The organism is Arthrobacter sp. TmtSoilC77, from assembly GCF_059739415.1.
On sequence record NZ_AP046050.1, the window covers coordinates 580378 to 592639 of the forward strand.

Annotated in this window: 11 protein-coding genes; 10 read left to right on the forward strand and 1 reads right to left on the reverse strand. The window is 62.5% G+C overall.

What is annotated here, in order from left to right:
• Positions 1-23 precede the first annotated feature (23 nt).
• From AC6I99_RS02820 to AC6I99_RS02850, 7 genes are all read left to right on the forward strand, one after another.
• Complete coding sequence (locus tag AC6I99_RS02820; protein WP_497960165.1) at positions 24-1160, forward strand: FAD-dependent monooxygenase; 1137 nt, start codon at positions 24-26, stop codon at positions 1158-1160.
• On the forward strand, positions 1157-2161 hold the full coding sequence (locus AC6I99_RS02825; RefSeq protein WP_497960166.1) for an amidohydrolase family protein: 1005 nt from the start codon (positions 1157-1159) through the stop codon (positions 2159-2161). Before AC6I99_RS02820 ends, AC6I99_RS02825 begins: the two co-directional genes overlap by 4 nt.
• Positions 2158-3123 (forward strand): fumarylacetoacetate hydrolase family protein, encoded by a 966-nt coding sequence (locus tag AC6I99_RS02830; protein ID WP_497960168.1) that lies wholly within the window; start codon positions 2158-2160, stop codon positions 3121-3123. Before AC6I99_RS02825 ends, AC6I99_RS02830 begins: the two co-directional genes overlap by 4 nt.
• Before the next feature lie 150 nt (positions 3124-3273).
• A complete protein-coding gene (locus tag AC6I99_RS02835; RefSeq protein ID WP_497946766.1) occupies positions 3274-4770 on the forward strand; it encodes an MDR family MFS transporter in 1497 nt (498 codons plus the stop codon).
• A gap of 20 nt (positions 4771-4790) precedes the next feature.
• On the forward strand, positions 4791-6407 hold the full coding sequence (locus tag AC6I99_RS02840) for a GMC oxidoreductase (protein WP_497946765.1): 1617 nt from the start codon (positions 4791-4793) through the stop codon (positions 6405-6407).
• 191 nt (positions 6408-6598) lie between these two features.
• Complete coding sequence (locus AC6I99_RS02845; protein ID WP_224095110.1) at positions 6599-6973, forward strand: MarR family transcriptional regulator; 375 nt, start codon at positions 6599-6601, stop codon at positions 6971-6973.
• Positions 6970-8238, forward strand: a complete 1269-nt coding sequence (locus AC6I99_RS02850; RefSeq protein ID WP_497946764.1) for an MFS transporter — start codon at positions 6970-6972, stop codon at positions 8236-8238. Before AC6I99_RS02845 ends, AC6I99_RS02850 begins: the two co-directional genes overlap by 4 nt.
• Positions 8239-8293: 55 nt before the next feature.
• Here the strand turns inward: AC6I99_RS02850 and AC6I99_RS02855 are convergent, their stop codons facing one another.
• Complete coding sequence (locus AC6I99_RS02855; RefSeq protein WP_263422280.1) at positions 8294-8881, reverse strand: GntR family transcriptional regulator; 588 nt, start codon at positions 8879-8881, stop codon at positions 8294-8296.
• A gap of 259 nt (positions 8882-9140) precedes the next feature.
• Between AC6I99_RS02855 and AC6I99_RS02860 the strand changes: the two genes are divergently transcribed.
• From AC6I99_RS02860 to AC6I99_RS02870, 3 genes are all read left to right on the forward strand, one after another.
• Positions 9141-10064, forward strand: coding sequence for a succinylglutamate desuccinylase/aspartoacylase family protein (locus AC6I99_RS02860; RefSeq protein ID WP_497960171.1), 924 nt, complete (start codon positions 9141-9143; stop codon positions 10062-10064).
• A 3-nt stretch (positions 10065-10067) separates the two neighbouring features.
• Entirely contained in the window at positions 10068-11225 is a 1158-nt protein-coding gene (gene solA / locus AC6I99_RS02865; protein ID WP_497946762.1) for an N-methyl-L-tryptophan oxidase, read from the forward strand.
• A 107-nt stretch (positions 11226-11332) separates the two neighbouring features.
• Complete coding sequence (locus AC6I99_RS02870) at positions 11333-12256, forward strand: ABC transporter substrate-binding protein (protein ID WP_497946761.1); 924 nt, start codon at positions 11333-11335, stop codon at positions 12254-12256.
• Positions 12257-12262 lie beyond the last annotated feature (6 nt).

The window sequence follows — 12262 nt, forward strand, 5'->3', positions numbered from 1 at the left end:
CGATAACAACCCAAGGGGAAATCATGACAGCAGTCCAGAAGGTAGCGATCGCCGGTAGCGGTGTTGCTGCCATGGCGGCCGCCATCCAGCTCGCAAAGGCGGGGGTCGCCGTCGACGTTTTTGAAGTAAAGCCGGAACTGAGCGCCCTGGGCTCGGGCATCACGCTGCAGGGCAATGCACTGCGTGTCTTCGACTCCCTGGGTGTCTGGGAAGACGTGCGTAAAAAGGGTATGGCTTTCGAAGGGCTGACCTTGCGGGCTCCCGGACCCGATGCGCCCGTCATCGCCCAACTCCCCGAGGTGAAGACCGGGGGACCGGACTACCCCGCGTGCATGGGAATGTACCGTCCCGACCTCGCCGGCATCCTGCTGAAGCGCGCCGAAAAAGCCGGAGCGAAGGTCACCTTCGGAGCCAAGGTCACCGGATTTGATGTCCGTGATGACCAGAAGGTGGAGGTCTTCGTCAACGAGGCCCCTGCGGGAAGCTACGACCTCCTGATCGGTGCGGACGGCGTTAATTCCTCTGTTCGGGGACTCATGGGCATCGACACCGCCCCCGAAACCACTGGTATGGGCATCTGGCGTGCCTTCGTCTCCCGCCCCAAGGAAGTGGAACACAGTGAGCTCTACTACGGCGGACCGGTATACATTGCCGGATACACGCCCACGGGCGAGGACACGATGTACGCATTCCTGGTCGAGAAGGCGCAAGACCGTTTCGGGGTTTCTGATGAGGAAGCCGTAAACATCATGCGCGGGGAGTCCATGGCCTATGGCGGCCCGTGGGCTTCCATCCGCGAAAATCTGGGTTCGGCTGCGAAAGTCAACTACACGTGGTTCACCAAGCACCTGGTGCCCGGCCGCTGGAACCGGGGCCCGGTGGTGATCATCGGCGATGCCGCCCACAGTTGCCCGCCCACCATCGCGCAGGGTGCAGCACAGGCGCTCGAAGACGCTGTGGTTTTGGCTGAATTGCTGATTGGCTCGGATGCCCTCAATGACAAGCTCTGGGACAGCTTCCACGAGCGTCGGGTTCCACGCGTCCAGGCTGTGGTGGATGCATCCGTTCAGCTGGGCCAGTGGCAGATCGAGGGTAAGAAGGATGCAGACGCCCCGGGCTTGCTCTTCGGCATTGCGCAGAAAATGGCGGTGCCGGCATGACGATCGATGTTCACGCCCATGTGCTCCTGCCCTCTCTTCAGGCTGAGGTTGAACGGCGTGCCCCTGAGGCCTTCAAAGCCGCGGCGGATCTGGAGGCGCGACGCAACGGACCCGAAAGTCTCGCTGCTTCCGGACGCATGATCGGCGAACGGTTCCCACGGCTGACAGATGTGAAGGCCCGCCTGGCTGCCATGGATGCGCAAGGGGTGGACCATCAGTGGGTCAGTGCATCCCCGAACCATTTCTACCCTTGGGCCGAAGAAGGTCTCGCCGTGTGGACCGCCACAGAAGCCAACCGCCTGGTTGCGGAGCATGTCGCCCAGGCACCGGAGCGGCTGACAGGCCTGGGTTTGGTGCCGCTGCAGCATCCGGAACGCATTGTGGAATGCGTGGATGACGCCATCCTCGGCAGGGGGCTTGCCGGCATTGAAATTTCCTCGTTTGCCGGCGACGTCGAGTTGTCCGATGAACGGCTGGAACCCTTGTGGTCGCGGGTGGAGGAGTTGGGTGTCGTGATCTTCCTGCACCCTTTCGGCTGCAGCCTGGATGAGCGCCTGGATAAGTTTTACTTGTCCAACACCGTGGGCCAGCCAGCCGAAAACGCTGTAGCACTTTCGCACCTGATCTTCTCGGGAGTGCTGGACCGTCACCCAGGCCTGAAAATCCTCGCTGCCCACGGCGGTGGATATCTGCCCACGGCCATCGGCCGTTCCGACCACGCTTGGCGGGTACGTCCGGAAGCCCACGGTTGCAGTCATGAGCCATCGAGCTATTTGCGACGGATCTGGTTCGATACCGTGGTCCACGATCCATCGGCATTGCGCCACCTCGTGGAAGTCGCGGGGCCCTCCCAGGTCCTCATGGGTAGCGATTTCCCGTTCGATATGGGGTCCGATGATCCTGTTGCCGAGGTCCGCGCCGCCGGGCTGCCGGATGATGTGATTGACAGGATCCTTTCCGGCAATGCCGAGGCATTGTTGGCGCAGCGGGTGCGGGCATGAAGATTGCGCGCTGGCAGGACGGCGCCGAAACTGGCGAGGGCTTCATCATTGGGGACAAGGCAGTACCGTTTCCCAATGGCCTGCGGGTTGCAGAGGTCCTGGCCCGCGGTCTGGCAGGCGCCCGTGAACTGTTCGGTCGGGTGAACCACGACGGCGGACGGCCGCTGGACGCTGTCCAGCTCCTTGCGCCGTTGGTTCCGGCGGCGATCAGGGATTTCGTTGCCTTCGAGGAACATGTTGAAGGCGTCAGTGCTTCCGTTGACGGCAAGAGCGAAGTGGTGCCTGAGTGGTACGAGGCGCCAACGTTCTATTTCACGAATCCCCATACGGTGTTGGGGCCTGGTGAGCCTGTCATTCCGCCGGTGACGCAGCGACTCGACTTCGAGTTGGAGATCGCTGCCGTGCTGGGTGGTCCCGGAGGCGCCAACCTTTCCGGCGATGGGGCTGCCGAAGCTATTTTCGGCTACACAATCATGAACGACTGGTCCGCGAGGGACATCCAGTCGAGGGAAATGAAGGTCCGTCTGGGCCCTGCCAAGGGAAAGGACTTTGGCACCAGCCTTGGGCCGTGGATCGTCACGGCAGATGAGTTGGAACCGTACGTGGACGCTGATGGATTCCTGGCACTGAGGGCAGAGGTCTTCGTCAATGGTGAACGGGTGGGGGAGGACCTGGCCTCCAATATGGGGTGGACCTTCCCCGAGCTCGTCTCCTACGCCTCGAGGAACTCGAGGGTGGTTTTTGCCGATGTCCTGGGCTCCGGCACCGTCGGCAATGGTGGGTGCCTGGGTGAACTATGGGGTCGCCGCGGCGAACTTAACCCTGCACCGCTCACTGCTGGTGACGAAGTGCGCATGGTGGTGGAAGGCATTGGTGAGTTGACAGGTATGGTGGGTGCCGCCGTCGAGGGCCCTCTTGTGCCTCGAGCGAGGAACCGAAACCGCGCCCGCTCCAGAGTCTAAGAAGAACAATCTTTTGTTGCTTTTAGACCAAAGTGTGATCTAAAATGAAAGTGGCGTCGGGATCCCCACCAGGATCCGTTCTCGGCAGTGAGGATGCTGCCGAGGCACAAACCGTCGCGTCGACAGCCCGATCGTTCGGGCAGAAACCCCATGCCACTTTCTACTTTGAGACTTCGGTTCCTCGTCGCCTCCCTTCTGAGCGTGTCCTTCCTGGGGGCACTGGACCACACGGTGGTCTCAACTTCACTTGCCACCATCGCCGGGGAACTCGGCGCCCTGGAGCTTATGAGCTGGGTTGTGGTGGGATACACGCTCGCCAGTACCGTCCTGTTGCCCGTGCTGGGAAAACTCGGGGACGTGCTCGGGCCGCGACGCGTCTTTCTCGCTTCCCTGGTGATCTTCCTGCTCGCATCCCTGGCCTGCGGATTCGCCCAGGACATCACCTGGCTGGTTGCATCCCGGGTGATTCAGGGAATGAGTTCAGCCGGGCTGCAGCTCATGTCGCAGACCATTGTTGCCAAGGTGACCACACCGCGTGAGCGTCCGCGATACCTGGCGGCCATCGGGGCGGCGTTTCCAATTGCGATCCTGGTAGGGCCCGTCCTCGGCGGAGCGATCACAGACTACTGGGGCTGGTCCTGGGTTTTCTGGATCAACATCCCCGTGGGCGTTGTTGCCTTGGTTTTGGCCTTTGTTGCGGTTCCCCGACTTGAGCGGGGCCAGATTCCGAGGCACTACGATGTGGCCGGTGCATGCGCCTTCACGCTGGGCCTGGTCTTCCTGGTCCTCGGCGTCACATGGACCGCCGAACGAAGCCTTGGTGCACAGGCCATCAGCGCCCTGGCCGTCAGTGTGGTGGCTTTGATGGCCTTCTTCATCATCGAGCGCCGCGCCCCCGAGCCAATCGTCCCTTTGCGGTTCTTCGCCAACAGGACCATAGCCGCCGGCACCGCGCTCTCCGCGATTATCGGCGTCGGGCTTTTCTCCATCACCGCGTACCTGCCCACCTATTTCCAGATGGCCTACCGGATCAGCGTCACAGTATCCGGGCTGGTGCCCATAGCCACGGTCCTGGGCATGCTGGTCAGCAACCTCCTCACCGGATGGCTTGCCAGCCGCACCGGCCGCTATCGGATCTTTCCCATTATTGGGACGTGCATGGGGGCGGCAGGGCTGTTTGTCATGGCCTGGCTGCCGATCGGACTTCCCCTGTGGGTGCCGATGATCGTCATGGGCTTCGTTGGAATGGGGACCGGATCGTTCATGAGCCTCATTGTTGCGGTAGTGCAAAGCGCCGCACCAGCCAACCAGACCGGAAGCATCACAGCAACGGTCAACCTCGTGCGGCAGGTTGGCTCCACCGTAGCCACTGCCATTATTGGCGGAACCATTGGTTCAGGCGTCGCAGCGCTGCTCCCCGCAGGAATGGACGCCGCAAACCTCACGCCCCACGCCGTTCACCAGGCTCCGCCTGAAACCCAGGACGTTGTCGCGGGAATCTATGGGGCTGTGTTCTCTCCGATCTTCCTCGCGCTCGCCGTTACCTATGCCATTGGGATCATCGCCGCCGTCCTGCTACCGCAAGGACGCTTGGCGGACGAACCACAAACCACCCGCCCAGAAGTCTCCGAAACCCTTTCGGCCTGACCTTGCACCAAGGAGAAACAATGTCCAAGAATCCGACCATTGCCATTGTTGGCAGCGGGCCGATCGGCTCAACGTACGCACGGTTGCTGGTTGAAGGCACCCCCGACGCCCACGTGATCATGTTTGAAGCCGGCCCGCAGTTGACCGGCCGGCCAGGCGAAAGCGTCCGCAACATTGCCGACCCCGATCAGAAGGCCAGGGCACGGGAGATGTCGCAGGGGCCGCAGTCCGGCGCGTTCCGGGAGTCGTTGGGTATTCCTGCCGGGACCGTGACTGAAGGCATGTTCACCGCCCGCCAAGGTACCCACCTCCTTGATTTCGGCGGACCGGGGTCGGCCCACGCCCAAACTTTCCCGGCCGCAGCGGCGGCGACCAACGTCGGTGGGCAGGGGGCGCACTGGACGTGCGCAACGCCGTCGCCGGCTTTTAGTGAGAAGATCCCGTTCATCGCCGACGACGAGTGGGAGAACCTCATCACCTCGGCGAAGGGCCTCCTCCATGTGCAGAGCGCAGCGTTCGCCGATTCGGGAGTCGGGGCCGCCATTCGGTCGCTCCTGGAAGAAGAGTTCGCCGGCGAGCTGCCGGAGGGTTATGGGGTGGGTACCCTGCCCGTCGCGGGCGATCCCCAGCCTGACGGTTCCATGCGATGGGCAGGTGCCGATGTTGTCCTCGGTCCACTCATCGATCCCGGGTCTCCGTTGTCCGGGCGCTTCGAACTCCGTGATCTCACCCTGGTACGCCGGGTGGAAACGGAGGGAAAACGGGCCACCGGTGTCACTGTGGAAAACCTTCGCACGGGAGAAACCACTTTTGTCCCGGCAGACGTAGTCGTGGTGGCCGCGGATGCTTTCCGGTCGCCGCAATTGCTGTGGGCTTCCGGCGTTCGGCCTGCCGCGCTGGGCCACTACCTCACGGAACATCCGGTGGTCATCTCCACAGTCGCCCTTGATCCGGAGAAGATGGAACGGTTTGCGAGCGAATCGGATCTGGAGGCCGAACTTGCACGGCGCGCCCAGAACCCAGCCGATCCCGTGGCTGCCGTCAACCGGATCCCCTTCTCGGAACCGGAGCATCCCTTCTCCGTCCAGGTCATGTATTCCGAAACGACACCGTTCCCCATGGCCCCTGATGCTCCTTACGCACGGAACCGCTGGGGCTACGTAAATATGGGCTATGGCATGCGCAAGCACCCGCGTTTTGAGGACGGCGTGACTTTTGACGACAACGAGCTGGACTATCGCGGTTTCCCGAACATGACCATCAGCTACGCCCTCACCGAGAGGGAGCACGTTGAAATCGAAGATGCCACCGCACGGCTGCTCCGGGCGGGCAAGGCGCTGGGGGTCTTCGTAGCAGAACCGCGGCTCATGCCAAACGGCTCCAGCCTCCACTACCAGGGGACCATGCGTATGGGCGCATCCGACGACGGTACGTCCGTTGCGGACCCATGGTCACGTGTATGGGGCTACGGAAATTTGGTGGTCGGTGGGAACGCGCTGATTCCGACGGCTACTGCCATGAACCCGACCCTGATGAGCGTGGCCATCGCAGTGCGCGGCGCCCGGAAGCTGGTGGAGGAGTTGGCCGCCGCCCCGGGCTCGTCGGTCAACGAAGAGGTGGTCCATAGCAGGGCGTGACTGTGGCATTGGCCTGATCACATTCCGTGGACAGGCCGCCGGGGGAGGATCATAATAGTTAGCGGAGCTAATTAGCACTGCTAACTATTATGCCAAACCTCAGGAGGCGTCTCCCTGTGAGCGCAGCTATCGACGACGGACCGGCGGAGATTCAAGCCGACGTCCTTGCCATTGATCTTCGAACCGCAGTGATGCGAACATCACGCAGGCTGCGAATCGAAGCGACCGGCGAGGTGATTACCCCTGGGCAGTACACGGTGCTCGCCCACCTCAACTCCGGTTCGCAGACGTTACGGGAACTGGCCGAGCTGGAGCACGTCCAGGCACCGTCGATGACCCGGATCGTGAACGCCCTGTCCGGGCAAGGTTTCGTGTCCCGGCAGGCCAACCCCGAAGACGGCCGGCAGGTCCACATCAGCATTACTCCGGCGGGCCAGGAAGTCCTGGCCGAGGCCCGCAGCCAGCGGACTGCCTGGCTGGCCCAGCGCGTAGCGGGACTCAGTGCGGAGGATCGGCTGACGCTCAGCCGGGCCGCGCGCATCATGCAGGAGATGAGCGCCAAGTGAGTGCCATGTTCCGTGCCCTCGAGAGCCCCAATTACCGGCTTTGGGCTGGTGGTGCGCTGGTGTCCAACGTCGGTACCTGGATGCAGCGGGTGGCACAGGACTGGCTGGTCCTGACGGTCCTCACGAATCACTCCGGAACCGCAGTGGGCATCACCACGGCGCTGCAATTCCTGCCCATGCTCCTTCTTGGGCCGTATGCGGGCGTCCTGGCCGACCGCTACCGCAAGCGCGTGATCCTCCTCTGGACCCAGACGGCCATGGGAATCTGCGGGCTGATCGTTGGCCTTCTGGTGGTAACGGGCGTGGCCCAGTTGTGGCACGTCTACCTCGCCGCCCTTGCCCTGGGACTGGCTGCCGCAATCGACGGACCGGCCCGGCAGGCGTTCGTGTCGGAACTTGTTGGCCCGGAGAAGCTCTCCAACGCCGTGGCGCTGAACTCTGCATCCTTCAACAGCGCCAGGCTGACCGGCCCTGCCATCGCCGGGGTGCTCATTGCATGGATCGGCACGGGTCCGGTGTTCCTTCTCAACGCAGCGAGCTTTGTGGCCGTCATCGTTTCCCTCTCCCGGGTTAAGGCCGCCGAGCTGGAGCCGGCAACGCCGGTGGCCCGCGGCAAGCACCAATTAACCGAAGGCCTGCAGTACGTGCGCCAACGCCCTGACCTGGTCCTCATTTTGCTGATGGTGGGGCTGTTGGGTGCCTTTGGCATGAACTTCCAAGTGACGAACTCCTTGATGTCCACGGCGGAGTTTGGCATGGGACCTGAAGAATTCGGCCTTCTTGGCTCCATCATGGCCGTGGGTACCCTCGCCGGTGCCCTGCTTGCGGCCCGCCGCTCGGGTCCACGACTGCGCTTCATGCTCGGGGGCGCGCTGTGCCTCGGTGTCTTCACCCTACTGGCCAGCATCTCGCCAACTTTCTGGATCTACGCGGCCGTCCTCGTCCCGGTGGGACTTGCTTCCATCACGTTCCTCAACAGCTGCAACACCACCATCCAACTGTCGGTCGAGCCCCAATTCCGGGGACGCGTCCTCGCGCTGTACTTGGCCATCCTGCAAGGCGGCACGGCAATCGGAGCACCCCTCATGGGCTGGATCGGCACAGAGTTCGGTGCCCGATGGGCCGTGGCTGTTGGTGGCGCAGCAGTCCTTGTCACCGGCGTTGCTGCAGTGATCTTGGTCAGCCGGCGTAGCCAGCGCACCATCCGCGAGCAGGTGCGCCGTGCATGGCTGCGGAGGCGGGCGACCCAAGCGTCGTCCAGCTAGCGGACCTCAAGCTGCCTCTTGTGAACCATGAGAGGCCGTTCGCTGTATCCAGATATCAGATCTGGTAGTAGTGCTCTTCGAGACCCTTGATGAGCAGTTCGGGCTCTCCGCTCATTGCCGCGTCGACCAGCAGGAGATGCCTGTCCGCCTGGCTGTCGGCGGTACCAACGCCGCGCCGCATTATCGGCACCATCATGACCGCGAGAAGCGACTCCAGACTCTGCCATGCCTCCACCAGTTTGGTCTTTGGCTGCTGATTCATCAGCGTTCCATGGAACTCACGGTCCAACCTCATGAGATCGTCTACGTCCTCCGGCAGACGAAGCCCCCGCATGCGCTCGGCGATGCGCCTTAGCTCTTTCTCAACCTCCACGGGCGGGGGAAGTACCGCGTGCATGGCCGCCCGCCCTTCGAGCGCTGCGAAGACTTCCCCGATCTCGGCGATGTCGCCATCGCTGAAGTATCGAACCCTATTACCCGAACCCGGCGAGAATTCGACCAGCCCGGTTGCGGCAAGGCGCGTCAGGGCCTCGCGGACTGTCCCGCGGCTTACGGACAGATCTTCGGCGAGCCTCTTTTCCACAAGATGCCGGCCAGGGTCGAGGGTCCCCAGGATGATTTCCCTCCTGATTCGGTGCGCCACTTGATCCACCAGTGTTGTTCGCTCCGCAACCCGAGGCGCGAGCGTTCTCGCGAGAGACGTCCTTGCTGGCTCGGAGGAAGGTTGACTCTCCATTGCGCTCACACCCCTATCGGCTAATGGCAGCCACCCGCACTTTGGAGTGGGCCTTGACACTAGATCACCAAACGATAGTATCAAACAATCATGTCGGACACGATTGTCCGACAGTTCGGTCGGATAGGACACCCAAATGCATGGTGGCTTCGGAAGCCAAGAGCCCGTGATTCGCGGCCACTTCCACATCCCTGCTCTCCCTGGCGGCGGTTTGGATGTGCCGTACATCGAGATCCATGGCCGGGAGACCGGGCCTCGGCTGACGGTTCTCGCAGGGGTCCATGGCTGTGAGTACGCGGCCATGGCTGCCCTGCGGGAGTTCGTTTCGGGGGTCAATCCTGCGGAACTGAGGGGGATCATCACCGCGGTTCCCGTGGTCAACGTCCCGGCTTACATGGGCCGAACGCCCTTCATCGTTCCAGTGGATGGCAAGAATCTGAACAGGTGCTTCCCCGGCGACCCGAAGGGCAGCTTTTCGGACGTGCTGGCACACCATGTGTTCGAGCGCTTCATCCGGGGAGCCGACTACGTCATAGACCTGCATTCCGGAGATCTGCCGGAAGCTATTGAGCCGGTAGTTATTTACGACGAGTCACCCGTTGGTGAGGCTGCGCGGCGGATCGCGGTGGCGTACGGGACCGAGCATGTGATCAGGCAGCCTGCCGATGCGCGGGTCACAACCGGCACCACGAGTTCTGCTGCCGCAGATGCCGGTATTCCGGCGATCACCGCTGAGGCAGGAGGCAGCGGGATCATCGACCCCAAGGCTGTCGCCATTCATGTCAGGGGCCTGCGGAATGTGGCTGCGACCCTGGGAATGCTCCCCTATGACGTAGAGCAGACCCGTGGCCAGACCGAGCACCAGCAAGGGTGGAGTTGGATTCGCTCGCCGGTGCGTGGTTGGTGGCAACCGACCGTCGAACTTGGCAAGCCTGTCTCCAAGGGCGGGCTTCTTGGACAGGTCAGTGACCTTTTCGGCGACGTCATCCACGAAGTAAGGGCGAATCAAGCCGGGATACCCATGATCATCACCACGAGTCCCGCGATCGCCGCTGACGGACTCGTGATGGTCCTAACCCAGGAGGTTTAAGAAATGAGCACCACCAAGAAGAGAGTGGCCGTCATCGGGCTCGGAACCGCGGGCAGCATGTCCGCTTGGCGCCTGGCTTCACAGGGCGTGGATGTAGTCGGGTACGAGCAGTTCGGAATTGCCCATGACCGTAGCGCCCATGCGGGCGAATCCCGTATCTTCCGCACCGCCTACTTCGAAGACCCTGAATACGTGCCACTGCTTCGAACTGCCAAGGCACTCTGGCAACAACTCGAGGGTGAAACAGGCACCAATCTGCTCACACTTGCCGGCAATCTCATGCTGGGGGAGTCCTCATCGCAGATGGCCAACGTCAGCAACTCCATCGATAAGTTCGGGGTCGACGCCTCCATCATTCCGCTCGACGAGGCACGCACCCGCTGGCCGCACCATCCGTTCCACGAGGGTGACGCCGTGGTCCTTGACCGTGAAGCAGGTTATCTTCGCCCTGAGCTTGCGGTGCTGAAGGCCGCCTACCGGGCCAAGTCGCTGGGCGCCCAACTACGCACCTACACCCCGGTCGAAGGGGTGGAAGTCAAAAACGGCGGGGTCTGGGTCAGCGCCCATGGACGAAACGAGCGATACGACCACGTTGTAGTCACTACCGGCCCCTGGGCGGCGAAGCTGCTTCCGGAACTCGCGCCACTCCTGCAGGTTCGCAAGGCGGTATCAGCGTGGTTCGTCACGAAGGAACGCGGGGCATTTGATCCGGCCAACTTCCCATGCTTCATACGCACAACGCCTGAAGAGTTCTATGGACTGCCGGCGATGGACGGAAACGGGCTGAAACTAGGCCTGTCCGGCACCGTCAACCGTCTGGTGGCTGACCCCGACGCCCTCGACCGGACAGTCCCCGTCGACGAAATAACGGCATTCAGGCAACTCGTCGCCGATTCCTTCCCGGCACTCTATCCAGATCCTGTCCGGGTCGCCGCCTACATGGAGGGCTACACCCAGGACGGCCACGGGATCGTTGGGCGGCTTGGTAGTGAGGACCGCATTACCGTCCTCACGGGCCTGTCCGGGCATGGGTTCAAGCTTGCACCTGCGCTCGGCGAAATCGCCGCGGACTACGCCCTTCAAGGCGCCAGTGACAACACGATCCCGCTCATAAGCCCTGACCGGTTCCTTGCGGTCCAGACCTCGACGGCGAACCCGTGAGGTGACGCAAGGCTCCGTCCCGTTCATTACCGCGTCCAGCGGGCACCACTGCACGCCTTTCCTGTAACCCCACCATCCCAACCCAAAGAAATTCCAAGGAAAACACGATGAAGACACGAAACAAGGTCCACGCCGCTGTGGCCGCACTGGCCCTCCTTATTGGCTTGAGCGCATGCGGCAACGCCGCCAGTAGTGAACCTTCGGCCAGCCCCACCGAACTTGGCCTGAGGGACATCTCGGAGGGTGTCCAGCCAGATCCGAAGGCTGTGAGCCTCCTGCCGAAGTCCTACAAGGACAAGGGCGAGCTCACGGTGGCCGCGGACCTGCACTACCCGCCGACCGTCTTCCTTGCCGAAGACAACAAAACCCCGATCGGCCTCAACCCGGACATCACCCGGCTTATTGCCAAGAAGCTTGGCGTAAAGGTGAAGTTCGAGGACACGAAGTTCGACACCATCATTCCGGGCCTTGACGGCGGACGCTTCGACTTCACGGTTTCGACCATGGCCAAGACCGAGGACCGGCTCAAGGTCGTGGACATGATCGACTACTTCAAGGCTGGCAGCTCCATCGGGGTGACCGCCGGAAACCCGCAGAAACTCACGAACGAGACCCTATGTGGGAAGAACATCGCCGTCACCCAGGGTTCCACCGGCCAACTGTTGCGCCTTCCGGCCCTGAACGAGATGACCTGCACCTCCAAGGGACAGCCCGCGATCAACGCTGTGACGCTGCCCAACATCCAGGAAGCCCTGGTACAGCTGCACTCCAAGCGGATCGACGGCATCCTCTACGACACCACGGCACTCGCCTGGGCACAGACGCAGCAGCCGGGCTCCTTCCAGATGCTAACCCCTCCCCTCAACGTCGGGGGAACCGGCATCACGGCAGTTGCGCTGAAGAAGGGCTCGCCGCTGACCCCGGCAATCCAGGCAGCAGTCCAATCGATCCTCGGGGACCCGGAGTACAAAGAGGCGCTCAAAACCTGGGGCCTCGAGTTTGGGGCCATCACCGACGCCAAGCTGAACTAGCAGGTG